The following is a 24324-nucleotide window of genomic DNA, read 5'->3' as shown; positions in this document are numbered from 1 at the left end:
ACGATCTCCCTGCGTCGTTCGTCACATCGGCGCGCCGATCGTCGTAATCGGCGTGGACAGGGGGAAGTGCGCCGGATGGGCGGGGCGAAAATCCGACTTCCCGTGACCTCTGTCGTTTTGCGCGTCGCCGTGGCACGATCCGTCAGGCGACCGTAAGTTACTGACGGTAAATCAGTTTGGGGGAGCATATGGGTACGGGCAAGCGCGGTCTGCTCACGGCCGCCGTGACGGTGGTCTGCGCGGTGACCGTACTGGCGGTACCCGGCACGGCGTTCGCCGCCCCGACCCCCACACCGAGCACGAGCGCGTCCCCGAGCGCATCGCCGACTCCCCCGCCGAGCAAGGACCTTGAGAAGGTCCGCGAGAAGCTCGACACGCTCTACCACGACGCCGCCGTCGCCACCGACGCCTACAACGCGGCCGAGGAGCGGACAAAGGAGCAGTCCGCCCGCATCGTCGAGCTGGCGAAGAAGATCGTCGAGGGGCAGCAGAAGCTGGAGCGGCTGAAGAACCAGGCCGGTGCGGCGGCCCGGGCCCAGTACCGCACCGGCGGGCTGCCGCCCACCGCCCAGTTCCTGCTCAGCGACGATCCGCAGGAGTTCATCGACGGGGCGGGCACGGTGCTGAACGGCCAGCGGGCGACCAACAAACTGATCGCGGAAATGACCCGCACCCAGAAGGACTTGCAGAGCTACGCCGACGACGCCTCCGCCCAGTGGCAGAAGCTGGAGTCCAACCGCAAGGCCAAGGCGGCCGCCAAGAAGAAGATCAAGCAGCAGATCTCCGAGGCGGAGCAGCTCGAGTCCCGGCTGGAGAAGAAGGAGCAGGAACGACTCGCCGAGCTGGAGCAGCAGGCGGCCGCCCAGGCCCAGACCAAGTGGCTGGACACCGGCATCCTCGACGAGATCAACGGCAAGGCCTCCGCACAGGGCAAGAAGGCCGTCGAGTTCGCCACCGCCCAGCTGGGCAAGCCGTACGTGTGGGGCGCCGAGGGCCCCAAGTCCTACGACTGCTCGGGCCTGACCTCCCAGGCCTGGCTGAACGCCGGCCACCCCATCCCGCGCACCTCGCAGGAGCAGTGGAAACAGCTCAAGCACGTGGACGTCGAGGACATGCGGCCCGGCGACCTCATCATCTACTTCGACGACGCCAGCCATGTCGCGATGTACGTGGGCGACGGCGCGATCATCCACGCCCCACGGCCCGGACGTACGGTGACGATCGCGGGCGCGGGTTCGATGCCGATCCTGGGAGTCGTACGACCGGACGCGTGAGCGTCGTACGACCGACGCGTGAGCCAGGTCATATGACGGCCCCCACGCGCCCCGCGGACCCTCCCGTGTGACCCACCGCACGCCCAACGACCGCCCAAACCGGGGCGGTACGTGAGCTTCGTCATCCCAGCTCGCCGGGCGTCCTGTCCAACTGCGATACGGATCGCGGCATATGACAGGGGACTGCACCCGGGCGACGCGGCTCACACCATTCCATCGGGGCGGGCAGTACCGCTATGGTCACCCGACGGTGGGTCGAGGTCCCTCGCCCCGCCTGCCCTCGGGGGGAGGGAAGGAAACAAAGACGATGCCCGTACCCGTACCGCGGCAGAGAGCGATCCCGGCCGTGGAAAGTGGTCAGGCGCAGGCCGCCGCCCATGGCGGTCCCCTCAAGGAAGAGGCTCAGCGCAGCGCCACGGCCGGCGGCACCACCGGCGCCCCTCTCACCCTGCTGCTGATCGAGGACGATCCGGCAGGCTCGCCGATCGTGCCCGAACTGCTGGACGCCTCCGGCAAGCCGATCCGCGTCCGCACCGCCCGCAACCTCACCGAGGCCGGGCGGCTGCTCACCGACGACGTCCACTGCATCCTGCTGGACCTGGCGCTTCCGGCGCCCGGCCGGGCCGCCGACGAGGACGCCGACGAGCTGGCCGTGCTCAAGCACGTGCTGGAGCTGGCGCCCCGGCACGCCGTGCTCGCGCTGACCGCCTCCGGCGACGCCGAGCGCGCCGCCGAGGCCGTGCGCGTCGGCGCCCAGGACTACCTGTTCCGGGACGAACTGGACGGCCGCCTGCTCAGCCGCGCCATCCGTTACGCGGTGGAGCGGAAACGTTCCGACACCGCCGAGCGGCGCCTGGCGGAGGGCCGGCTGCGCGCCCAGGAGAACCGCCGGCTCGAACGCGGGCTGCTGCCCACGCCGCTGCTGGACGGCTCCTCGCTGCGGTTCGCCGCCCGCTATCGCCCCGGCCGCTCCCGGGCCCTGCTCGGGGGCGACTTCTACGACGCCGTCCGCACCCCGGACGGCACCGTGCACGCCATGATCGGCGACGTCTGCGGCCACGGCCCGGACGAGGCCGCGCTCGGCGTGGAGCTGCGCATCGCCTGGCGCGCGCTGACGCTGGCGGGGCTGTCCGGCGACGAGCTGCTGAGCACGCTCCAGCAGGTGCTGGAGCACGAGCGCTCGGACGAGGAGATCTTCGCGACGGTGTGCACGGTGGACATCGCACCGGACGGACGCTCGGCGGGCCTGTGCCTGGCCGGACACCCGGCCCCGCTGCTCGCCCGCCCCGGCCGCACCGCGAAGCTGCTGCCGTACGACAAGAACGGCCCCGCCCTCGGCCTGCTCCCCGGCGCCCGCTGGCCGCGGATGCAGGTGGAGCTGGGTGCCGAGTGGAGCCTGATGCTCTACACCGACGGTCTGATCGAGGGCCGGGTGGGCAGGGGCGGGGAACGCCTGGGCCAGGACGGGATGGTGGAGATGATCCGCCGCCAGCTCTCCGAGGGTCTGCGGGGCGAGGGTCTGCTGCGGGCCGCGGTGAGTGAGGTCCGCGACCTCAACGGCGGAGAGCTGACGGACGACGTGGCAGTGGTCCTGCTGGACCGGACGCCGTAAGCCCCCCGCCGGTCGGGCTCAGCGGCCGCCGTTGTACGGGCCGTAGGGGCCGTCGCTGCTGCTTCCGCCGCGGCGGCGGCCCGGGCCGCCGGAGACCTGCTTGACCGCGGGGCGTACGTCGACGATGTAGACGATGCTGGCCACCAGGCCGGCGATCGGCAGTATGCCGAGGATCGAGAACATCGCGCTCACGACGAGGGCGATGCCGAGGATGATCAGCCAGAAGACCTTGTTCTGCTTGTCGGCCGCACGGAAGGCGTCCTCGCGTCGGAACGCGGCATCGAAGAGCCCGAACGCGGCGAGGGCCATCAGGATGATCTTCAAGATCCCCATGAACCCCGCGAAGCCCAACATCAGCATGCCGTCCACCGCCCGCCGTCTCCCGATCCGTACCTCGCCACCGTACCCATAGAACGGGCCGGACACCCCCAAGGTGCCCGGCCCGTCCACGCCTCGTCGGTCACGCTCGCTTCGCCGGCGGGGTCGTCTTCTTCGCGGTGGCGGCCTTGCGGGGAGCCGGGGCCTTGCGGGCCACGGGCTTCTTCGCCGGGGCGGGCTCGGTCTTGGCCTCGGCCGGCTTCGGCTCCTCCCCGGCCACGGCCGGCTCGGTCTTGCCCTCGACGGCGATGGCCAGCTCCTCGATCTCCTCGGCGGCCTCGCCACGCCAGCCCTTCACGGCCTGCTCGCCGTGCTCGGCGACCCGCTCGTAGGTCTCGCGGGCCTTGACGGCGTACTCGGCGGCGACGCCGACACCGCGCAGGGCGAGGTCCTGGGCGCTCTCGCCGAACTTCTTGAGGTCGACGTCGAGGGTGCCGATGAAGTCGTTGACCTTGGTCTGCAGGGTCGCCTGCGCCTCCTTGGCCCGGGCGGCGGCCTTCTCCTGCACGGCCTTCGGGTCGGTGTTGCGCACGGCGTCGATCCGGGCCGGGGCCTCGGCACGCAGCTGCTCGACCAGGCCGGGCACCTTCTTGGCCTGCTGGAGAGCGAGGTCGGCGGTGCCGGCGGCGAAGTAGAGCGGGGTCGGGTCGCTGAGGGTCTTGCGCAGGTCGTCGGTGATGGCCATGGTGATGGTCCTCCCGGATTCGCGTTCGGCTGAGGGTTGGTGTGGTCCGCGGTGTGGCGCCCGGAGGCTGACTTGCCAGGGTCCGGCTCTATCCGGCCGTCCGCCGCGGACCGGCATCACTGCCGCCGGCCGTGCGGGTGCCGCGTACGACGGTGTCGCTCGGGTCATCGGTGTCGCCGGGCACTTCCTCCGCCGCCCCTTCACCGAGGTCCTCCACCGCTTCGCCGATCCCGAATCCGTTCTCCTTGCGGAAGGACTCGTAGATCTGGAGCAGCACCTGCTTCTGCCGCTCGTTGAGCGAGGGATCGGCGAGGATGACGGCGCGGGTCTCCACGTCGTCCCGGTCCCGTTCGGCGTCGAGGATGCCGGCGCGGACGTACAGCGTCTCGGCGGAGATGCGCAGCGCCTTGGCGACCTGCTGGAGCACCTCCGCGCTGGGCTTGCGCAGCCCGCGCTCGATCTGGCTCAGGTACGGATTGGACACCCCGGCGGCGTCGGCGAGCTGCCGCAGCGAGAGCTGGGCGTTGCGCCGCTGCTCGCGCAGGTAGTCACCGAGATTGCCGACGTTGAGCGATGCCATACCCCCACCTTGCACCAGTCGCGCTAACTATTGCAAGCACCTGCTTGCAATAGTGTGCCGCGCCACTCCAGGACTTCACCCGGTCGCCGCAAGGACGAGCCGCACCCCTCCCGCGAAGTGAACTGGATCACACCCTGTCACGGCGATCCGACCCGCGGTGTCTTGAGGTCGAACTCCCGTACCGAACCCCGTACCGAACCTCCGAGGCGAAGGAAGAGACCATGCCCGAGAACACCGAAGTGCTCGTGATCGGCGGCGGTTACGCCGGCGTCCTGGCGGCCAACCGCCTGACGCAGCGTGCCGACGTGTCCGTGACCCTGGTCAACCCGCGCCCGTCCTTCGTCGAGCGGATCCGCCTGCACCAGCTGGTGGCCGGGACCCACACCGCGGTCGTCGACTACAGCCAGGTGCTGGCCGAGGACGTCCGGCTGGTGGTCGACACCGTGACCCGGATCGACACGGTCGGGCGGGGGGTGGCGTTGGCTGCCGGCGGCACGGTCGGCTACGACTACCTGATCTACGCCGTGGGCAGTGGCAGCGCCGACCCGCACGTACCCGGAGCGGCCGAGTTCGCCTACCCGGTCAGCAGCCTGGAGGACGCGCAGAGGCTGCGGACGGTTCTCGACTCCGCGTCAGCGAAGGCTGCCGTGACCGTGGTCGGAGCCGGTCCGAGCGGCATCGAGACCGCCGCCGAGCTGGCGGAGCGGGGCCACGGCGTGACCCTGGTCTGCGGCGGGGTGCTCGGCCCGTACCTGCACCCGCGGGGTCGGCGCTCGGTCGCCGGGCGGCTGGCCGGACTCGGTGTGACCGTGCTCGAAGGTCCCGACGCGAAGGTGACGGCCGTGACACGCGCTGCCGTGCGGCTCGGTGACGGCCGTGAGCTGCCGAGCGAGGTGACCGTCTGGACCGCCGGATTCGGCGTTCCGGACCTGGCCGCGCGCAGCGGCCTGAGCACCGACGCCCTGGGCCGCCTGCTCACCGACGAGACCCTGACGAGCGTGGACGATGCGCGGATCGTCGCGGCCGGGGATGCGGCGGCACCGTCGGACCTGCCGTTCCGGATGAGCTGTCAGGCCGCCACGAGGATCGGCGCACATGCCGCCGACACGGTGCTCAGCCGGATCGCGGGTGGCCAACCCGTACCCATCAACCTGGGGTTCTTCGGTCAGTGCATCAGCCTGGGGCGCCGCGCCGGTATCTTCCAGTTCGCCTCCAAGGACGACACCGCCACAAAGCTCTACCTCGGTGGACGACCTGGCTCAAAGCTCAAGGAGCTCGTTTGCCAGGTCACCGTCAAACATCTGGCGAACGAGGCACGCAAGCCCGGCTCGCTCACCTGGGTCAGGGACGACAAGCGCGGGCAGCTGCTGCGGGCCAGGCACGGCGAGGCGCCGGCCGCCTCCGGACAGGCTGCCTAGCCAGGCGAACGAGGGGGATCACGACATGAGCGACCACGCCACGGACCCGGCGACCGAGGCTTTCGCCGCCCACCGCAACCTGCTCTTCACCGTCGCCTACGAGATGCTCGGGTCTGCGGCCGACGCGGAGGACGTCCTCCAGGAGACCTGGCTGCGCTGGGTCGAGGTCGACCTGGAGCAGGTGCGCGACCAGCGCGCCTACCTGGTCCGGATCACGACCCGGCAGTCGCTCAACCGGCTGCGCACCCTGTCGCGCCGCAAGGAGGCGTACGTCGGCCCCTGGCTGCCCGAGCCGCTGCTCACCGCGCCGGACGTGGCCCAGGACGTCGAGCTGGCCGAGAGCGTGTCAATGGCGCTGATGCTCGTCCTGGAGACGCTGTCGCCGACGGAACGCGCCGTGTTCGTGCTGCGCGAGGTCTTCGACGTCGGCTACGACGAGATCGCGGCCGCCGTCGACAAGAGCCCGGCGGCCGTCCGACAGATCGCGCACCGCGCCCGCCGGCACGTCGACGCCCGCCGCCCCCGCGAGGTGGTCTCCGCGAGCCGGACCCGGGCGGCTCTGGAATCGTTCCGGCACGCGCTCGACACCGGGGACCTGCAGGGCTTCCTCGACGTGCTCGCCCCCGAGGTCGTCCTGGTGAGCGACGGCGGCGGCATCAAGCAGGCCGCGGTGCGGCCGGTCGTCGGCGCGGACAAGGTGGCCCGCTTCATCGTCGGCGGCGCCGGCAGGCACACGGCCACGATCACCACTGAGCTCACGGTGGTCAACGGCAGCCCGGCACTCGTCCTCCGGCTGGACGGCGAGATCGACGGTGTCATGGCGATCCGCATGGAGGACGCCCGTATCACCGGCCTCTACTACATGCGCAACCCGGAGAAGCTGACCCGCGTCGAGTCCGAGACCCCGCTGACCCTGCGCTGACCGAGTCTCGGTCGCCGCGCGGGGGGACGGACTTCCGGACGACGAGGGCGGCGGTGAGGCACACGGCTCCGGCGACCGCCGCTCCTGAGGCGGGGCCGAGAGCCGCCATCACCCCGTTGGCGGCCGCCAGGGTGAGGGTCTCCAGGCTCATCCGCGCCGTGCTGAACAGCGCGGCGCCCGCCCCTCCGCGCCGGGCGGGCACGTACCTGAGTGCCTGCCCGTCCGGGACACCCTCGGTCAGCCCTAGGCACAGCCCGACCACCGCGGCCGCGGCGAGCAGGGCCCCGGGACGGTCGGTCACCTGAAGGACGACCGCGGTGACCGCGCAGGCGAACAGGGCGGTGGTCACCAGCGGCCGGGCCAGTCGGCGCGCGAGCCGTGCGGCGAGCAGCGGAAGGACCGTCGACGGCACGGTCAGCAGGCTGAGCATGACCGCTGCCTCGCCCCGGCCCATGCGCTGGGCGGAGCCGAGCTGCGGGAGCACGGTCAGTCCCACCACGAGCATCCCCATGAAGGCGCCCGTCGCCACGGCGTACGCGCGATAGGCGGGGATCCGCAGGAGGTCCACGGGTATCGCGGGATCGGCGGCGCGCCGTTCCACGCGGACGAGTCCGACGGCGCAGGCCGCCGCGACGAGGACGAGTACGGCCGGCCCCCACCACGGGACGCCGGACCCGAAGCCCAGCCCGAGCGCGGTCACCGCGGCGGCGACGGTCACCCCGAACAGGACGGCACCGGCCCGGTCGAAGCTCTCGGACGGCTCGGGGTCGCGCAGGCCCGGCAGCCCGAGCGTGGCCAGGGCCGCGACGGCGGCGACGGCGCCCGGCACGACGAAGACCAGCCGCCAGCCTCCGACGGCCATGAGGACCTGGGCCACGACCGGCCCCGACGCCAGAGCGCTGCCCAGCACGGCGCCGGCATAGCCGTACACCCGGCGCCGCTCCTCGGGCGGGTACACGGCCAGGACCATCGACGATCCGCCGGCGGCACACATCGCCGCCCCGACGCCGCCGATGGCGCGCAGTGCCACCAGGGACGGCAGGTTCGGCGCGAGGGCGGAGAGGACCCCGGTGGCCGCGACGAGGAGGTTGCCGACGGCGAAGAAGCGGGTGCGGGCGCTGCGATCCGCCGTCGCTCCCGCCAGCAACAGGGCCGCGGCGAAGAGCCCGTTGTAGGCGAGGACGAGCCAGGGACCCAGGGCTGCCCCACCCGGCAGTTGGGCCGTCACATCGGGGACAGCGGCTGTCGCGCCGGTGATGGCGAGGGGGAACACGGCTGTGGAGACGAGGTCGGCGACGAGGACACGCCGACGCTGACGAACGGACAAGGGGAACATGGATGCGCTCCGGAACAGGGAGATCCGAGCGCCACGAAGGCGCTCCTGGCCAAGAGGTCAGGAGCGACGGCGAGAACGGGGGTTGTGCGCCGTCGCTCTCAGCGACGGCGCACCCTGTCTGTTTCCGGCACGGGCCCACGTTAACAGCGGAGTTGAAGACCTACAGGCTGCGGGCGGTGATGTCACCGTGGGAGGTGGTGGCCCGGATGTCGAGTTCGGTGGTGCCGTCGTTCTTGAGGGCGTTGCTGATGCGGCCGTAGGCGGTGTCGGCGTCCAGGGCGGCCGAGACGCCGGCGGCGGCGCCGACCGTGATGTCGCCGGACTGGGTGCGAAGCACGACCGTGCCGCGCACGGCCTCGGCGATCCGGATGTCGCCCCTTGCGGTGCTGATCTCCGCGGAGCCGCCGAGCCGGCCGATCTCGACATCGCCGTCGACCGCGGTGAGGCGGACGCTCGCGGCCTCGTCGATCTTGATCCGGCGGTATGCGCCCTCGAAGGCGACGTCGCCGAGGCGACCGACGCCGCGGAGCTCGGCGCCGACGGCCTTGGCCTCGACACGGGAGCCGGCGGGCAGCTGCACCGTCACCTCGACGGATCCGGAGGGGCCGAAGAGCTGGTTCTTCGCCTCCCGGGCCGCGATCCGCAGGACGCCGTCGCTGTAGGTGACCTCGATCTGCTCCACCGCCTTCACGTCGCGGCTCTTGGCCGCGTCGGCAGGCAGGACCTCGACCGTGGTGTCGGCCCGGTCGGCGCCGATGAACTGGATGCGTCCGGCGGGGATGTCGAGGACGGCGGTCACCGGGGCGGTGGTGTCGAACTTCTGCATCGTGCTCTCCTTGGACTCGCTGTTTCCGATGAAGGAAAAGCTACGTTGCGTTCAATGATTTGGCAACACACTCGTTGCGCAAGATTGCCATTTCTGCAGGTGAAATACAGGAAATCGTTGCAACGAGCTTGCACCTAACGCAACGAACCTCTTCGGGTTCGTTGCAATGGATTGAGTGTGAACGCTATGCTGGAGACGTCAGGAACCAGGAAGGACCGCAAAGGAGACCGCGATGCCGGGAGGCAGGCTCACCCAGCAGGAACGCCAGCAGATCGCGCTGGGACTGGCCGACGGCCTCGCCTACGCGGAGATCGCCAGAGGCCTCGACCGCCCGACCTCGACCGTCACGCGTGAGGTCCTGCGCAACGGCGGCCCCACCGCCTACCGCGCCGACCTCGCCCACCGCGCCACCGAACACCGCGCCCACCGCCGCAGGCAGACCACGCCCCGGGACTCGAGGACACCCCCGCAGCCCCACGGACGCGACACCGAGGCCGTGCGCGAGTACGAGGAGGCGTTCACCACCCTCCTCATGCAGCAGGGGCTGCCCAAGATGATGTCCCGGGTACTGACCTGCCTCTACACCACCGACGAGGGCAGCCTCACCGCGTCCGAGCTCGTCCAGCGCCTCCAGGTCAGTCCGGCGTCCGTCTCCAAGGCGGTCACGTTCCTGGCGGGCCAGGGCCTCATCCGCCGGGAGCGCGACGAACGCCGCCGCGAGCGCTATGTCGTCGACACCGACGTCTTCTACCAGGGGATGATCGCCGCTGCCCGGTCCAACGCCCAGCTCGCCGAGACCGCACGACAGGGCGTCGGCATCGTCGGCCGCGACACCCCGGCCGCCGTCCGCCTCGAGAACATCGCCCGCTTCGTCGACTTCGTCGCCGAGAGCATGATCCGCGCCGCGGAGCAGGCCCGCGACATCCTCTACGCGAAGCCCGAGTCCCCCTCGGGCGGCACTGCCGAGCCAGGTGCGGATCGCTGACGGACGACTGCGACCTTCAGGTGCCGCCGAGCCACTCCCGTACCGTCTCGAAGTCGGCCTCCGTCAGGCCGTAGCGGTGGTCGACGCGGTGGAGGAGGGCCGGACCGGGGTGATGGACGGCGACCCAGGAGCGGTCGGCCTCGGTGAGTTCGTCGTCGATCCAGACGAAGGGGCGGCCCGCCGCCCAGGCGACCAGGGGGCGGGTCTTCCAGTGCAGCAGGGCCGGTGGCTCGTCCTCGTCGGGCCACTCCACGACCGGCAGCGGGGGCAGACCCAGCCAGGGGGCCAGGCAGGCGTTGGCGTCGTCCATCCAGGTCGTGGCCCACACCAGCTCGCAGCCCAGCCCCGCGAGCCGGCCGCCGAGCGCGGGGTCGACGCGGTTCAGCAGCGGATGCCCGGCGGCGTCCGGCGGCAGGGACCGGCCGCTGTCGTACACCGGGTAGGCGCGGTCCGCCGCCCCGAACGGGATGAGCGGACCGTCGACGTCGAGGAAGAGCAGCATCACCGACCAGGATCAGCCTTCGAAGCCCCGCTCGGCGAGGAGGGCGTCGATCCGGGCGCGGTGCGCCTTCTCCCAGTCGTCCAGGCTCTCCGCCGCCTCCTTGGCCAGCTTGGCCCGCGCTCCCTGAAGGATCTCCGCCCGGCGGGCGGCCGGTACGGCGACCACGCCCTCCTCGTCGGCCACGACCACGTCCCCGGCCTCGATCCGTACGCCCCCGCAGCGCACGGGCTCGTTCAGCGGCCGTACGGCCTTCTTCGCGCCCGGGATCGGGATCACGCCCCGGGCGAAGACCGGGAAGCCCAGCTCGCGCACTTCGGCGAGGTCGCGGATCAGACCGTCCGCGACGAAGGCCGCGACCCCGCGCCGCCTGGCCACCGCGCAGACGTTTCCGCCGGCCAGCGCCCAGTCCAGGTCCCCGGACTCCACGACGATCACCGAGCCGGGCTCCGCGCGGTGGATCGCGGCGTGCAGCATCAGGTTGTCGCCGGGCGGGCAGCTCACGGTGAACGCCGGTCCGGCGATCCGCGGCACCGGGGCCCACAGCGACCGTATGCCGATGTCCATGACCTGGTCGCGGCCGAGCAGATCGGCCAGGGTCGTGGTGGGGATGTCCTGGAACTCGGTGGCATCAGTCATGAGAGGGACGGTAGCGTCCCTGCCATGACTGCCGGGTCGGCCTTGTGCCGTGAGCGAGTTGGGTGCCCGGCCTCTGAGTGAGGTCCGCGCGGGCCAGGAGCCCGCCGCTTTCTCTGCGCACTGAGACCAGTCATCAGCCGCAGAGAAGGAAAGCTTGAGTGCCCAACCCTTTCAACCAGAACATCATCGATGAGTTCCGCGCCCACCACGGCCGCATGAGCGGCTACTTCGAAGGCGCCCGGCTCGTCCTGCTCACCACCACCGGTGCCCGCACCGGCACCCCGCACACCACCCCGGTCGGCTACCTCGCCGACGGCGGCGAGCGGATCCTCGTCATCGCCTCGGCCGGGGGCTCGCCCCGCCACCCCGACTGGTACCGCAACCTGCTCGCGCACCCCGAAGCGACCGTCGAGAGCGGGGTGTTCACCTACCGGGCCCGTGCCGAGGTGCTCACCGGCGAGGAGCGCGACCGGGCCTTCGCACGGGCGGTGGAGGCCGACCCTGGCTGGCAGGCGTACCAGGAGAAGGCGGGCGGCCGGGTGATCCCCGTCGTCGCGCTGCACCCGATCGCGCAGGGCGGGCCGCCGAACATCGCCGCCGACTCCCCCGGCGAGGCGATCCGGCTCGTCCACGACATGTTCCGGCGTGAACTCGACCTGATCCGGAAGGAGATGGCCGCGGGCGACGGTGCCACGCTCGGCGCCCAGCTCCGCGTCAACTGCCTCACCCTGTGCGCGGGGCTGCACAACCACCACACCGGCGAGGACACGGCCCTGTTCCCGTTCCTCGCCGGCCGCCATCCGCACCTCGCGCCCGTCCTGGAGCGGCTGCAGGAGGAGCACGGACATATCGCGGACCTCGTGGAGCAGTTGCGCCGGGCGGTCTCCGGCGAGCATCCCGACCCGGCCGCGGCCCGTGCCGAGGTGGACCGGCTGACGGCCGCGCTGGAGGCGCATCTGACCTACGAGGAGGAGCAGTTGGTGCCCGCACTCGGCGGCTAGAACGGCAGCGGCCGCGCGTGTACGACGTCCAGCCGGGACACCGCCCGCGTGAGCACGACGTACAGCCGGTGCGCGCCGCGCTCCTCCGCCTCGGCGACGGCGGCCGGTTCGACGGCGACGACGTGGTCGTACTCCAGGCCCTTGACCAGGCTCGCGGGCACCACGGTCACCCGGGCGCCGAGTTCGTCGGGTCCGGCCGGGTCGATGCCGGCCCCGGTGAGCGCGGCGCACAGGCCGGGCACGTCCGCGTCCGCCGCGACGACACCGACCGAGCCCGCGTGGGCAAGGGCCTCGCGTACGGCTTTCACGGTCGTGCCGAGCACGTCGCCGGTCGGCCGGAGGGTCAGCTCGCCGTCCGTGCGCAGCGACCGTGCGGCGGGCACGGCCACGTCCAGCCGGTCCAGCAGCCGGTTGGCCAGTTCGACGACGGCGGCGGGCACCCGGAACCCGGTGGTCAGCGGCACCACGACGGCGTCCGGCTTGCCCAGGTGGCGCAGCTGGACGTCCCAGTCGCGGGCCGCCCACGGGGTGGTGCCCTGGGCCAGGTCGCCGAGCACGGTCAGCGAGCCGAACACGGCCCGGCGGGCGATCGCCCGGCACTCCATCGGCGAGAGGTCCTGCGCCTCGTCCACGACGATGTGGCCGTACCCCTCGGGGTGCTCGATCAGCCCCGCCAGCTCGTCCAGGAGGACGAGGTCGGCGGCCGACCAGCGGGCGGACTTGTACGAGCGCGGCGGGCGCGGCCACAGCAGTGCCGCCTGCTCGTCGGGGTCCAGCAGCCCGTCGGCGGCCGCCGACAGCGCCTCGCCGTCGGTCAGCAGTCCGGCGAGGACCTCCTCGGGCCGGACCCTCGGCCACACCACGTCGAGCCGGGCGGTGAGCGGCCGCATCCGCTCGACCTGGCGCAGCCAGGCGTTCGGCGGCGGCCCCGAGCGCCGCTCCACCTGCTCCAGCAGGAGTCGTACCACCCGGGCGCGGACCCGCTCGCGCCCGATCGCGTACGGCGGCTCCTCCGCGCGCACCTCGTCGACGACGCCGGCCAGCTGTCCGGCGGTGACCCGCAGCCAGTAGGAGCCGTCCCGTACGGCGAGGTCGGTCACCCCCTCGGCCGACACCCGTGCGTACAGCGCCCGGCGCAGTACCTCGGCCATGCGGGGGTCGTGCTTGAGCGCGGCCGTGGGGGTGGGGTCGGTGCCGGTGGCCGGGTGGCGGGCGATCTCGTCCTGGAGGGTGGCCTGGCGGACCCCGCTCTCGCCGAGGGAGGGCAGCACCTCGGCGATGTAGGAGAGGAAGGTGCGGTTGGGGCCGAGGATCAGCAGGCCGGAGCGCTGGACACGCTTGGCGTGGGTGTAGAGCAGGTAGGCGGCGCGGTGCAGGCCGACGGCGGTCTTGCCGGTGCCCGGGGCGCCCTGGACGCACACGGAGGCGGTGACGCCGCCGCGCACCAGGTCGTCCTGCTCGGGCTGGATCGTGGCGACGATGTCCCGCATCGGGCCGACCCGGGGCCGCTCGATCTCCCGCGCCACGATGTCGCTGACCTGGGTCTCGCCCCGGCCGAGGTACTCGTCCTCCAGCCCGGTGAGCTCGGCGGAGTCGCCCCGGCTGCCCGGCGCCCAGCCGAACCGGCGGCGGACCTCGACGCCCTGCGGCTCGCGCGCGCCGGCCTGGTAGAAGGCGCGGGAGACGGGGGCCCGCCAGTCGACGACGAGGGGTGGGGCGGCCGGGTGCTCGGTGATCCGCAGGCGCCCCACGTGGTAGCTCTGTCCGCCGTGCTCGGGGTCGGTCGCGGCGAAGTCCAGCCGGCCGAAGAAGAGCGGGCCCCGGGGCAGCTCGCGCAGCGCCTTGACCTGGCTGCGCAGCCGGTAACCGAGGACCTCGGCGTCGGCGCCGGAGGCGGAGACGTCCTCGCCGATGACGACCTGTTCGGCGGCGCCGTCGACCATGGCGGCGAGGGCGCCGCGGCAGGTGTCGTGGTAGGCGCGTTCGCGGTGGAGGGTGGCCTCGATGTCCTCGGGGGCGGGGTGGAGTGACGTCATGACTCCACCGTACCCAGAAAATGTAACCGAGTTAAATATGTTACCGAGTCTCTATGGGTGCGGCGGTCAGCCCGGACAGCCCCGCCGCCAGCCGCTCGAAGGCCCGCTCGGCGGCCCGTACCGCGTCCGGCCGCACCTGCTCCACGCCCTCCCCCGCCGCGATCCGCCGCCAGTTCTCCAACGCGAGGATTCGCAGGACGGCGATGATCTGCCCGGCGGCGAGCCGGGCGTCGAGACCACCCCCGAGCGCCTCGGCGAGCGCCGCCTCCGACCGCTCCTGATAGCCGTACACCCGCGCCACCAGGGCGGGAGTCCCGTACAGCAGCCGGTGGAAGGCGAGCACCGCGGGATGGTCGTTCAGCCCCGTGACCGGGTCGGAGCGCTCCAGCCCGGCCAGGAAGTCGCGGCGCAGCGCGTCGAGCGGGTCGGCCGCCCCGGCGACCACCCGCGCGGCCTGCGCCTCGTGGTCCGCGATCCGGTGCAGGACCAGGTCCTCCTTGGCCGGGAAGTACCGGAAGAGAGTCGGCTTGGAGATCCCGGCCGCGGCGGCCACCTCCGCGACCGACACGGCGTCGAAGCCGCGCTCCAGGAACAGCGCCACGGCGGTGTCCGACACATCCTGGTACATCCGCCGCTTCTTGCGCTCCCGCAGGCCCATCTCATCCATGGGACGAGCCTACGCAGCACCGTCCGGCAGGGTCGGCCAGGCCAGGGCGCCGGTGAGGTACGGGCTGGTCCGGTGCCGGGACGACAGGCCCAGGGAGGCGGTGGCCGCCGCCAGGGTCATCGCGTACGACTCCACCGCGCGGCGGACGTTGGGGGCGTCCAGGCTCGCGCCGGTGACCAGGCGGTCGAGGTCGACGTAGGCCGAGCGGACGATCTCGACCCACCGGTACACCCGCCAGTCCCGCCGCCAGTCGTGGGTGTACCGCGCGGGCAGGCGGGTCTCCCAGCGGCGGAACATGCGGTCCCGGATCTCCGGCCGGGTGGGGGTCAGGTGCATGTGCCGGACCAGCTCGTACAGCGGGTCGCCGACCAGAGCCATCTCCCAGTCGATGACGGTCAGGGCCGGGCGGTCGTCACGGCGCACCAGGTTCCAGGGGTTGAGGTCGCCGTGCAGCAGGGCCGGGGCGCGGGCGGTGACCTGGTGCCGGGCGAGGATCTCGCGCAGCCTCGGCGCGTCGGGCAGGCCGAGGAAGCGGGCCAGCTGCTGGGACGCCTTGGGCAGGCCGGCGACCAGCGCCACGAGCTGCTCGCTGAGCCAGCCGTAGAAGCCGCCCTGGCCCGCGACCGGGTCGATCTCGGTGTAGTCGACCCCGGTGAGCGCGGCCAGCTGGTCGACGAGATCGTCCGCCTCGTGCGGGAGCAGGCCGCCCACCGGGTGGACGGGCCTGCGGCCGGGGTCGCTCGGGCCCTCGTAGGTGTGGATGGCGAAGCGGTCCCCGGAGTACGTCCGGATGCCGGAGCGGTCCATCGAGTGGCTCTCGCCCAGCGCCAGCACCCGGGGCGCGGCCACCGCCGCCCCGGACCGCTCGATCGCCCTGAGCACGGCGTGCTCGCTGAGGAAGCTGCGTTCGCGCCGGGGCACGTTCACGGCCTTGCGGCGGACCACGACGGGGAACGGGGTGCCGGGCACCCGGAGCACCGTGTTGAGGTGCGCGGTGCCCTTGAAGACCCGGTCGGCCGGGGCCGCGCCCTCCAGCAACAGGGCGTCGGCGACGGCCCGGTGGGGGAAGTCGGGGTGCTCGGGGACGCGCCGGTCCGGCGTCCAGTCGATCGCCCGGACCACGGGCCCGTGCAGCGCCCCGCCGCCGGTCGCCGTCCGTACGCCGGGCCGCACGGACGCCCGCCAGCGGAACAGGATCCGCTCGATCTCCCGCTCCCCGGGCACATGGGCGAGGCGCAGCGGCCCGGCCGCCGCCTCCAGGGCTCGCCGGACCCGGGCCGTCGCCTCGTCCAGGCTCTTCTGGTCGAAGGACTCGTCCAGGGACGTCGCGGCCCGCATCACGTCCGGGTACACCGACTGGGCCTGCTCGAAGGCGACGTAGTGACGCAGGTCCCTGGTCACGCCGTTGACGGCCGCGGGGCGGACCTCGCGCATGGCGCGCACCCACGCCTCGACGACCTCGTCCCGCTGGTGGTCCGGGTAGCGCATCCGGACCAGGTGGGTGGCGAGGTCGTGCAGCGGGTCACCGTAAGTCGCCAGCTCCCAGTCCACGCGGACCAGGAGCGGGGTGCCGCCGTGGGGCATGATCACGTTGTCGCGGTGCAGGTCGGCGTGGAGCAGGCTGTAGGGTCGGCGGGTCATGACCGGGACCCGCTCGGCCAGCCGGACCAGGGCGTCCTCGGGGATGCCCAGGGCGGCGAACAGGCCGCCGAAGGAGACCCGGTTGGGCTGTCGGATCTGCAGGTCGGCCATGCCGGCCAGGGTCCGCAGAAAGCCCTGGCTGTCGGTGAAGTTCCGGGGCCACAGGGCGGGCAGGGGCGGCAGCGCGGCACTGCTGCGCACCTGGGCCGTCTCGGCGAGCAGGCCCGCCAGGGCCCTGACCAGCAGGCCGTCGACGGGCTTCCCGTCGCCGCAGACGCTGGAGAGCGGCACACCGTCCACATGGCTGTGGACGGCGAAGCCGTCTCCCTCGGCCAGGCACTCGGGCACGCCGGACAGGACACCCCTGACGGCCCGCAGGACCGCCGTCTCGTTCTGCCAGGTCCGGATCACCACGGGCAGGGCGCCCGCGCGCCGCACCCGCACGGTCACGGTGGTCCCCGGCTGACGGCCGATCAGCCGGGCCATCGGCTCGTCCAGCGGCACCACGTAGTTCTGGTGGTGGAAACCTCCGCTCGCCCGCCCGGTCGCGGTGGCCCGCGCCAGAAACTCCTGGCACACGGCGCGGGGCAGAACTCGGTCGGCGCGCCTCCCGGTCGTGTCGCGGGGGACGGGTGGTGCGCCCACGGGCCGCTCCGGGGTTCGGTCGCGCTGTGCTGGAGGGGGACGAACGGGTCGGGGAAACGCTAACTCCCCACAGATGGTTCGGCATGCTAGCGCACGGACCGCACCGTCCGGAGCAACAGCAGCAACGGCTCCAGCGACCGCACGACACGCTCGGCCCCCGCGGCCCTCAGGAGTTTCTCCTTCCCTTCGTTACGCGCGTAGCCGAGGAACGGAACGCCCGCCTCACGGGCCGCCAGCAGGTCGGAGGGGGTGTCGCCGATCATCAGGGCCTTGGCGGGCGGGGCGCCCGTCCCGTTCAGGGCGCGGTTGAGGCAGTGCGGGTCCGGCTTGAGGAGGTGCAGGTCCTGGGTCCGGCCGTAGACGTGGGGGGCGAAGCAGGCGTCGAGACCGCGCTTCTCGAGGTAGGCCCGGACCACCCGGGGGGAGTTGTTGGTCGTGATGGCCAGGCGGGATCCGACGGCCGTCCAGGTGCGGATCAGGGGATCGGCGTAGGCGGTCGGCAGCGCGGAGGCGGCGGCCCGCAGCTCCTCCTGGGTGAGCCGTTCCTCCACTTCGGCGACGAGGTCGCTGCCCGGGTGCCGGCGGTCCACGGCGCGCAGCACGACCTGCGGGTCCAGCGTCTCCCGCTCGGTGTCGGTGAGCAGCCCGCGCAGGCCCTGCAGCTCGAGCCACTCCACCAGCTCGGCAGCCACGCGTGCCGCCTTGTACCTGGCGAACAGGCGGCAGATCGGCCCGTCGAAGTCCCACAGGACGACCCGCGCAGCTGTGATCAGTTCTCGTAGCTTCTCGATCTCGTTCGCATCAGGAGTCGCATCAGAAGTCACTAGGAGAGTGTCAGGTCCGTCGTGATGGTTTCCCAGAGGGCGTCGAACCACTTCTGGGATTGTTCGACGAACGCCGCGTCCCGCTGACCGGCCCGCTTCTCGAAGGAGAAGAGGAGGGACTCGGAGCCGACGGTGTCGTACATCTCCAGCATTCCGCTGTCCGTCGGCTCCTCGCGGCGCGTGATCATGTAGTACGCGTACAGCGCCTCGGACCCGTTGAGCAGGTACAGCTTGGCCGGCGGGGTGAACGGCAGGGCCCGGAAGGTGACGTGTACGTCGATGTCGTGGGTGGAGCGCAGGGCCTGGAGGTTGTACTGCAGGACCTGGCCCTGGGCGTTGCGCATCGCCAGCCAGCGCTGGTGCACGGTGTCGTCGTCGGGGCGGGCGTCGACCGAGACCGGGAAGGCGAGGTTGATGTCCCGGGACGGCAGCAGGATGCGGACGTCGATCCGGTCGGGGCGCAGGCGGCCCTCGTGGATCAGGCGGAGCGGCTCGCCCAGGGCGGGGATCAGGGACTGCGCGGTCAGGCAGGCCGCGTCGATGCGCACGTGCGGCGCGGAGAACGCCTCGGTCAGCCGGGGGGCGAGGCCCACCATCGTCGGCTGGGGCTCGTCGTGGGCGGGGGCCGGTTCGGCGATGCGCGGGGGGCTGCCCTTGCTGACGTTGCTGAGCAGACCGTCGTCCGCGAGTGCCCGGATGGCCTGGCGTACGGCACCACGCTCCACCCCGAACTCCTCGGCCAGCTCGGCCTGGGTGGGCAGGCGCTCGCCCGCCTTCAGGTCGCCGGTGCGGATGCGTTCCCGCAGGATGTCGGCGATCTCCTGGGACGTGAGCCTTCTGCTGCCGTTCACTGCCACGTTCTCCTGGGCCACAACCAAACGCTACAACCCTGATCCATCTAAGGGGAGTTGTTCCGAAGTTGTTTGCGAGTAGCGACCAAGTGGGGACAACTTAATCATAGTTGGTTGCCAACTTGGTCAAGTTGGCAGGCCGAAAGGGGGAACCACCATGCCCGTCCTCGCACTCCTCTGCGCCGTCTTCGTCGTCGGCTTCGAGCAGCTCGTCCAGTGGAAGTACGGCGCCGCCGGCATCGTCGGCCTGCTCCTGCTCTCCGTCGGCATCAAGGCCAAGAGCCCGGCGGTCAGCTCCGCCGGGGCCGTGCTGCTCGCGGTGCTCCTCACGGGCCCCACTCTCTGATCCCGGGCCTTCGCTACGTCAGCACCAGCTCCGAACTGATCGTCCCCCACAGTGCGTTGAACCACAGGTGGGACTGCTCCACGAACGTGGTGTCGCGCAGGTCGCCGCCCTGTTCGAAGGCGAACAGCAGCGACCGCGTGCCCTCGGCGTCGTACAGCTGCAGGTGCTCGTGGTCGATCTCCCGCTCGCGGCGGCTGAGCGTGTAGTACGCGAACAGCGCCTCGGACCCGTTGAGCAGATACAGCTTGGCCGGCGGCGTGAACGGCAGCGCGCGGAAGGAGACGCGCACGTCGATGTGGTGCGTGGTGCGCAGCGCCTCCAGGTTGTGCCGCAGCACCTGGCCCTGGGCGTTGCGCTGGGACAGCCAGCGCCGGTGCAGCAGGCCGCCGTCGGAGGCGTCCACCGGCGCCGGGAAGGCGAGGTCGATGTCCCGGCTGGGCAGCAGCACCCGGACATCGATCTTGGCCGGTTTCAACTTCCCGGCGTGGATCTGGCGCAGCGCGACGCCCAGGGCCAGGGTGAGCGAGACCGAGGTCAGGCAGAGGGCGTCGATCTCGACGTGCGGGGCGGCGAAGGCGGCCGCGATGCGCGGGGCGAGGCCCACCATGGTGGGCTGCGGCACCGCAGGGACGGTCACCGGGCGGGTGTGCCGCTCGGGCGCGGCCACGGTGGCGGGGCTGCCCTTGGACACGTTGGTGAGCAGGCGCTCCGACTGCAGGATGCGCAGGGCCTCCCGTACGGCACCGCGCTCCACGCCGAACTCGTCGGCCAGCTTGGCCTGGGTGGGCATGCGCTGGCCCGGTCGCAGCACACCGGAACGGATCCGGGCGCGCAGCGCGTCGGCCACCTCGCGATGTGACGTGCGTGACCGCTGTGGCCTCTTCCGTTCACTGGCGGAGGCGTGTTCCGGGTCCACGAACAAACACTACAACTTCCCGCCATCTTGCGGCAGTTCACGGAAAGGTGGTTATGAGACGCATCCAAGCGGAGATAAGCACAGTGAAGTTGGTAGCCAACTTGAACAACATGGTCGAGCTTCCCCAGTGGTTGGCCGATCGGGCTCCCTTCCGGAGGGGAGCCGGGAGCCCGGGCAGGGGGCGGCCACCGGAGCGCACAGTCACAACTGAACAGCCGGCACAGTCACAACTGAACACGGTCATGGCACAGCCACAACTGAACAGTCAGCTACGGATGCACAGTCAGCGTCGGCCGGACGAGGGGAGCCTCAGAAGATGTCCGGGCACCACGGTCGCCCGGACGTGCGAAACAGGGCGTCGGCCTTCCGGGCGGCGCCCTCTCGTTCTTCCCGGACCCGGCCGAGCGCCGCGAGCCGCACCAGGGACTCGTCCCCGAGCCAGACCGTGGCCAACTCGGCCACCGGCAGGGTGAGATCGACGGCGGCGCCGCCCGCCGGAGTGCAGGACGCACCCTCCGGCGAGGCCTCCAGCCGGAACCGGCCCCCGGCCAGTCCTGCCGCGTCCACGACCTCCAGCACCAGCGAGCCCGTCCCCTCGTACGTCCGCGCCTCCAGGGCCCGTACGACGTCCAGGATCCGCACCCACAGCCAGTCCGCGTGGTCGGTGACCCTGGCCGCTCGCGGGTCGGGCAGGAAGAACGGCAGGAGGTCGTCCGGGCCGCGCCAGCCGCTCTTGACCTTGGTGATCCAGTCGATCGAGCACAGGTACCGCCACAGGGCGCGCTCGGCCGCGGGGGTCGTGGCGAGCAGCCAGCTGACGTCGGCGGTGTTGTGCGGCTGCTTGTCGTGCCAGGTGTCGTCCGACCGGTACGACACCAGGCCCTCGACCTCACCGGAGGCGGAGCGGTACACGGCGAAGAACGGCTCGGTCCAGTCCTTGACGAAGAGCACGGTGCCGGTGATCTTCTGCCACCACAGCTCGTCCCGGCTGACCGCACCGGGCTGGGCACGGCGGACCCGCGCGTGCAGCTCCGGGCCGAGCTTGCGGACGTCCTCGCCGTCCACGAGATCGATCCGGCCGCCGTCCTCCGGGCCGGACCAGCGCGGATCGAGACCCGCGCGGGGCACCTCGACGGTCCACTGGGTCGTCCAGGTCGCCGGGCCGAAGCCGTAGCGGCCGTAGATCGGGTACTCCGCCGCGATCAGGGTGGCGACGACGTCGCCGCGCTCCTTCGCCGCCGCGAGGTCCCGGCTCATCATGCGGGTCAGCAGGCCGCGGCGGCGGTGGGTCGGGGTGACCGTGACGTTGGAGATGGCGTTCGCGGGAACGAACGCGCCACCCACCGCGGTGAGTTCCTGGGCGAAGGAACGGAAGGTCGCCACGCAGCGGTCGCCGTCGAAGGCACCGAGCACGCGGGAGGACACGCACTGCCGCCGGTGGGCGTCGATCTGGTCCGCGTTCGGCCCCGGTTCTCGCAGGAACCCGGTGTTCAGGGCGCGCAGCCAGCCCTCGAAGTCGGCCTCGGAGACGGTGCGTACGTCGGTCATGGAGCCACCGTAGGCATCCTCCGGACGGCGTGTCGCCCCCATTTCAGCCCGCCACCCCTCACATCAGCAGGTCGTCCACCTGCGCCTCGCCCTCCCGGTACCGGCGGGCGATCTCCCCGCTGCAGTCGTCGGTGACGCGCTGCAGGCGCTGGCGGCGCCGGGAGACCTCCTGCTCGTAGCGGACCAGGCGGCCCATGGCGGTGGTCAGTTCCAGGTCGGTGCGGGCCTCCAGGTCCGACAGCTCGACCTCGCCGAGCATCTCCGCGGCCAGTAGCCGGTACTCCTCGTTGTGCGGGGTGCCGAGCGTGACGTGGCGGGCCGAGGAGCGCTGCCGGGCCGGGGCGTCGGTGAGGATCTCCGGGAGCCGCTCCACCACGGAGGCGTCCGCGGGCGCCGGCACGGACGCCCGGCCGCGCCGGGCCAGTTCCGCGCGCAGGATGTCGATCCGGCCCTGCAGCAGCCGCCGCACATAGCTGAGGTCCGCCTCGTCGCGCTGCGCGTCACGGCGCAGGACGCGCAGTTCGGGCAGGCTCAGCCGGGCCAGGTCGTGCTCGGGCGGCTCCGCGGGCAGCGACGGGCCGGTCGGGCCGTCGCCGCGCTGCGCGGGCGGCCGGTACGTCTCCAGCCGCCCGGTACTCGGTGTGCTCATGTGCCTGTGACCGTCCCCTCGACCCGCGTATGGAAGCATCGTGCCACCCCAAGTGGCCGCTATGTGACCGAGTGCCCCCGAACGGACCCAGATGGGGGCTTAAGGATCAATAATGGACCGCCTATGACCGCGGCCGGTGCACCCGGCATGATGGTCGGCATGCGTGCGGTGGTGCAGAGAGTGGACGGCGCGAGTGTCGTCGTGGACGGCGAGACGGTGGGCGCGATCGAGGGCGAGGGCCTGTGCGTCCTGGTGGGGGTGACCCACGAGGACACCAAGGAGAAGGCGGCCCAACTGGCCCGCAAGCTCTGGTCGATCCGCATGCTGCACGACGAGAAGTCCTGCTCGGACATCGACGCCCAGCTGCTCGTCATCAGCCAGTTCACCCTCTACGGCGACGCCCGCAAGGGCCGCCGCCCCACCTGGAACGCGGCGGCCCCCGGCGACGTCGCCGAGCCCCTGGTCGACGAGGTCGTCGCCCAGCTGCGGGCCCTGGGCGCGACGGTGGCGACGGGCCGGTTCGGGGCCCAGATGCGGGTGTCGCTGACCAACGACGGGCCCTTCACGGTGCTGCTGGAGATCTAGCGCCGCGAAAGCCGACGGCGCTGCCTCGCTGAGCTACGGCTTGACCACGACCTCCTGCGCGGCGGCCGTGTCTCCGGCCAGGAGCCTCGCGTCGGTCGGGACGTTGCGCTTCACCAGGGCCAGGGCGATCGGGCCCAGCTCGTGGTGGCGTACCGACGTCGTCACGAAGCCGATCTTGCGGCCGTCGGGGCCCTCGTCCGCGAGGTGGATCTCGGTGCCGTGGACCGGCAGGTGGACCTCGCTGCCGTCCAGGTGCAGGAAGACGAGGCGGCGCGGCGGCTTGCCCAGGTTCTGCACCCGGGCCACCGTCTCCTGGCCGCGGTAGCAGCCCTTCTGGAGGTGGACGGCGGTGCCGATCCAGCCCAGCTCGTGCGGGATCGTGCGGTGGTCGGTCTCGAAGCCGACGCGGGGCCGGTGGTGCTCGACGCGCAGCGCCTCGTGGGCGAGCAGACCGGCCGCGGGGCCGGCCCCGGCGGCGAAGGACTCCAGGTCGGCACGGGGCAGGAAGAGGTCACGGCCGTACGCCGTCTCGCGTACGACGACGCCCTCCGGCACCTCGGCGATCGAGCCGGCGGGCAGGCTGACGACCGCGAAGTCGTCGGTGCGGTCGGCGACCTCGACCCGGTAGAAGAATTTCATCGACTCCAGGTACGCGATCAGCGCGTCCTGGGTGCCGGGCTCCACATGGGCCCAGACCGTGGTCCCGTCGTCCACCAGGTACAGCGCGTGCTCGATGTGGCCGTGCGCGGAGAGGATCAGTGCCTCGGTGGCCTCGCCCACGGGCAGTTCACTGACGTGCTGGGTGAGCAGCAGATGCAGCCAGCTGAGGCGGTCCTCGCCGGACACGGTGACCACCCCGCGGTGGGAGAGGTCGACGAATCCCGTGCCGTCGGCGAGGGCGCGCTGCTCGCGGAACAGGTCGCCGTAGTGGGCGGCGACGCCTTCGTCCACGCCCTCGGCGGGGACGGCGCCGGGCAGGGACAGCAGAGGGCTCTTCATACGGGTAAGCCTACGACTTGGTACTTGAACCCTTGAGCGAACAGTCCTGGCAGCGGCCGAAGATCGCGAAGTGCTTCATGTCGGTGTCGAAGCCGAACTGCCCCCGCAGCTTGGCCGTGAACTCCGCGGCCACGTCCACGTCGGCCTCGATCACGTTCTCGCAGTCGCGGCACACCAGGTGCAGATGGTGGTGGCGGTCGGCGAGGTGGTAGGTGGGCGCACCGTGGCCGAGATGGGCGTGGCTGACCAGGCCCAGCTCCTCCAGCAGCTCCAGCGTGCGGTACACGGTGGAAATGTTGACCCCCGACGCGGTCTTCCTCACTTCACCGAGGATGTCGTCGGGGGTCGCATGCTCCAGGGTGTCCACGGCTTCGAGCACGAGTTGCCGCTGCGGCGTCAGCCGGTAGCCGCGCTGCCTGAGGTCGCTCTTCCAGTCGGTGCTCACCACACCGCCCAGTGTAG

Annotated in this window: 25 protein-coding genes; 8 read left to right on the top strand and 17 right to left on the bottom strand. The window is 71.9% G+C overall.

Annotated elements, in window-relative coordinates:
• The first annotated feature begins 188 nt into the window (after window positions 1-188).
• On the top strand, window positions 189-1274 hold the full coding sequence (locus ACIRVH_RS24175) for an NlpC/P60 family protein (protein WP_403956548.1): 1086 nt from the start codon (window positions 189-191) through the stop codon (window positions 1272-1274).
• A 307-nt stretch (window positions 1275-1581) separates the two neighbouring features.
• On the top strand, window positions 1582-2886 hold the full coding sequence (locus tag ACIRVH_RS24170; protein WP_403956546.1) for a PP2C family protein-serine/threonine phosphatase: 1305 nt from the start codon (window positions 1582-1584) through the stop codon (window positions 2884-2886).
• 18 nt (window positions 2887-2904) lie between these two features.
• Here the strand turns inward: ACIRVH_RS24170 and ACIRVH_RS24165 are convergent, their stop codons facing one another.
• The 3 genes from ACIRVH_RS24165 to ACIRVH_RS24155 all read right to left on the bottom strand — a co-directional run bounded on the left by ACIRVH_RS24165 (window position 2905) and on the right by ACIRVH_RS24155 (window position 4529).
• The gene (locus tag ACIRVH_RS24165) at window positions 2905-3246 is read right to left on the bottom strand and encodes a DUF2516 family protein (RefSeq protein ID WP_403956544.1); all 342 of its coding nucleotides are present in this window, start codon (window positions 3244-3246) and stop codon (window positions 2905-2907) included.
• Window positions 3247-3346: 100 nt separating this feature from the next.
• Window positions 3347-3949 carry a hypothetical protein gene (locus ACIRVH_RS24160; RefSeq protein ID WP_403956542.1) on the bottom strand — a complete coding sequence of 201 codons (603 nt, stop codon included), beginning with the start codon at window positions 3947-3949 and terminating at the stop codon, window positions 3347-3349.
• An 88-nt stretch (window positions 3950-4037) separates the two neighbouring features.
• Entirely contained in the window at window positions 4038-4529 is a 492-nt protein-coding gene (locus tag ACIRVH_RS24155; RefSeq protein WP_403956540.1) for a helix-turn-helix domain-containing protein, read from the bottom strand.
• Window positions 4530-4750: 221 nt separating this feature from the next.
• Here ACIRVH_RS24155 and ACIRVH_RS24150 point away from each other — a divergent pair, with 221 nt between their 5' ends.
• Both ACIRVH_RS24150 and ACIRVH_RS24145 read left to right on the top strand, forming a co-directional pair.
• Window positions 4751-5947, top strand: a complete 1197-nt coding sequence (locus ACIRVH_RS24150; RefSeq protein WP_403956538.1) for an NAD(P)/FAD-dependent oxidoreductase — start codon at window positions 4751-4753, stop codon at window positions 5945-5947.
• A gap of 25 nt (window positions 5948-5972) precedes the next feature.
• On the top strand, window positions 5973-6869 hold the full coding sequence (locus ACIRVH_RS24145; RefSeq protein ID WP_403956536.1) for an RNA polymerase sigma-70 factor: 897 nt from the start codon (window positions 5973-5975) through the stop codon (window positions 6867-6869).
• Here the strand turns inward: ACIRVH_RS24145 and ACIRVH_RS24140 are convergent.
• On the bottom strand, window positions 6793-8205 hold the full coding sequence (locus ACIRVH_RS24140) for an MFS transporter (protein ID WP_403956535.1): 1413 nt from the start codon (window positions 8203-8205) through the stop codon (window positions 6793-6795). The two genes, ACIRVH_RS24145 and ACIRVH_RS24140, sit on opposite strands and share 77 nt — an antisense overlap.
• Before the next feature lie 160 nt (window positions 8206-8365).
• Entirely contained in the window at window positions 8366-9031 is a 666-nt protein-coding gene (locus tag ACIRVH_RS24135) for a DUF4097 family beta strand repeat-containing protein (RefSeq protein ID WP_403956533.1), read from the bottom strand.
• A gap of 232 nt (window positions 9032-9263) precedes the next feature.
• Here ACIRVH_RS24135 and ACIRVH_RS24130 point away from each other — a divergent pair, with 232 nt between their 5' ends.
• Window positions 9264-10016 (top strand): helix-turn-helix domain-containing protein, encoded by a 753-nt coding sequence (locus ACIRVH_RS24130; protein WP_403956531.1) that lies wholly within the window; start codon window positions 9264-9266, stop codon window positions 10014-10016.
• Between the two features lie 16 nt (window positions 10017-10032).
• Here ACIRVH_RS24130 and ACIRVH_RS24125 read toward each other — a convergent pair whose 3' ends face one another.
• Window positions 10033-10518 (bottom strand): HAD domain-containing protein, encoded by a 486-nt coding sequence (locus ACIRVH_RS24125; RefSeq protein WP_403956529.1) that lies wholly within the window; start codon window positions 10516-10518, stop codon window positions 10033-10035.
• A gap of 12 nt (window positions 10519-10530) precedes the next feature.
• Window positions 10531-11154, bottom strand: coding sequence for an RraA family protein (locus tag ACIRVH_RS24120; RefSeq protein ID WP_403956527.1), 624 nt, complete (start codon window positions 11152-11154; stop codon window positions 10531-10533).
• A 158-nt stretch (window positions 11155-11312) separates the two neighbouring features.
• Here ACIRVH_RS24120 and ACIRVH_RS24115 point away from each other — a divergent pair, with 158 nt between their 5' ends.
• The gene (locus ACIRVH_RS24115) at window positions 11313-12155 is read left to right on the top strand and encodes a nitroreductase family deazaflavin-dependent oxidoreductase (protein ID WP_403956525.1); all 843 of its coding nucleotides are present in this window, start codon (window positions 11313-11315) and stop codon (window positions 12153-12155) included.
• Here the strand turns inward: ACIRVH_RS24115 and ACIRVH_RS24110 are convergent.
• The 5 genes from ACIRVH_RS24110 to ACIRVH_RS24090 form a co-directional block, all read right to left on the bottom strand.
• Window positions 12152-14191, bottom strand: coding sequence for a HelD family protein (locus ACIRVH_RS24110; RefSeq protein WP_403956523.1), 2040 nt, complete (start codon window positions 14189-14191; stop codon window positions 12152-12154). The genes ACIRVH_RS24115 and ACIRVH_RS24110 overlap by 4 nt on opposite strands.
• 40 nt (window positions 14192-14231) lie before the next feature.
• Complete coding sequence (locus tag ACIRVH_RS24105; protein ID WP_403956521.1) at window positions 14232-14858, bottom strand: TetR family transcriptional regulator; 627 nt, start codon at window positions 14856-14858, stop codon at window positions 14232-14234.
• Window positions 14859-14867: 9 nt separating this feature from the next.
• Entirely contained in the window at window positions 14868-17144 is a 2277-nt protein-coding gene (locus ACIRVH_RS24100) for a phosphotransferase family protein (RefSeq protein WP_403956519.1), read from the bottom strand.
• 86 nt (window positions 17145-17230) lie between these two features.
• Window positions 17231-17968, bottom strand: a complete 738-nt coding sequence (locus ACIRVH_RS24095) for an HAD family hydrolase (RefSeq protein WP_403956517.1) — start codon at window positions 17966-17968, stop codon at window positions 17231-17233.
• Window positions 17968-18846, bottom strand: a complete 879-nt coding sequence (locus tag ACIRVH_RS24090; RefSeq protein WP_403956515.1) for a GntR family transcriptional regulator — start codon at window positions 18844-18846, stop codon at window positions 17968-17970. The genes ACIRVH_RS24095 and ACIRVH_RS24090 overlap by 1 nt, the downstream gene beginning before the upstream one ends.
• 130 nt (window positions 18847-18976) lie before the next feature.
• Between ACIRVH_RS24090 and ACIRVH_RS24085 the strand changes: the two genes are divergently transcribed.
• A complete protein-coding gene (locus tag ACIRVH_RS24085) occupies window positions 18977-19165 on the top strand; it encodes a hypothetical protein (RefSeq protein WP_403956513.1) in 189 nt (62 codons plus the stop codon).
• Window positions 19166-19178: 13 nt separating this feature from the next.
• Here ACIRVH_RS24085 and ACIRVH_RS24080 read toward each other — a convergent pair whose 3' ends face one another.
• The 3 genes from ACIRVH_RS24080 to ACIRVH_RS24070 form a co-directional block, all read right to left on the bottom strand.
• A complete protein-coding gene (locus ACIRVH_RS24080; protein WP_403956511.1) occupies window positions 19179-20087 on the bottom strand; it encodes a FadR/GntR family transcriptional regulator in 909 nt (302 codons plus the stop codon).
• 303 nt (window positions 20088-20390) lie between these two features.
• Window positions 20391-21629, bottom strand: a complete 1239-nt coding sequence (locus ACIRVH_RS24075; protein WP_403956509.1) for a GNAT family N-acetyltransferase — start codon at window positions 21627-21629, stop codon at window positions 20391-20393.
• Window positions 21630-21687: 58 nt separating this feature from the next.
• Window positions 21688-22278: an aerial mycelium formation protein gene (locus tag ACIRVH_RS24070; protein ID WP_403956507.1), complete on the bottom strand. Its 591-nt coding sequence runs from the start codon at window positions 22276-22278 to the stop codon at window positions 21688-21690.
• A gap of 159 nt (window positions 22279-22437) precedes the next feature.
• On the opposite strand from ACIRVH_RS24070, the gene dtd reads away from it, so the two are divergent.
• A complete protein-coding gene (gene dtd / locus ACIRVH_RS24065) occupies window positions 22438-22863 on the top strand; it encodes a D-aminoacyl-tRNA deacylase (RefSeq protein WP_403957132.1) in 426 nt (141 codons plus the stop codon).
• Window positions 22864-22896: 33 nt separating this feature from the next.
• On the opposite strand, the gene ACIRVH_RS24060 is transcribed toward dtd, so the two are convergent.
• Window positions 22897-23862 (bottom strand): YgfZ/GcvT domain-containing protein, encoded by a 966-nt coding sequence (locus tag ACIRVH_RS24060; protein WP_403956505.1) that lies wholly within the window; start codon window positions 23860-23862, stop codon window positions 22897-22899.
• Between the two features lie 10 nt (window positions 23863-23872).
• Complete coding sequence (locus tag ACIRVH_RS24055) at window positions 23873-24310, bottom strand: Fur family transcriptional regulator (protein WP_145875871.1); 438 nt, start codon at window positions 24308-24310, stop codon at window positions 23873-23875.
• Between the last annotated feature and the right edge of the window lie 14 nt (window positions 24311-24324).

It is taken from the genome of Streptomyces sp. NPDC101165, from assembly GCF_044768135.1.
In the GTDB taxonomy this organism is placed as follows: Bacteria; Actinomycetota; Actinomycetes; order Streptomycetales; family Streptomycetaceae; genus Streptomyces.
Note: the sequence above shows the minus strand (reverse complement) of the source record. Positions and strands in the feature narration are given on the sequence as shown.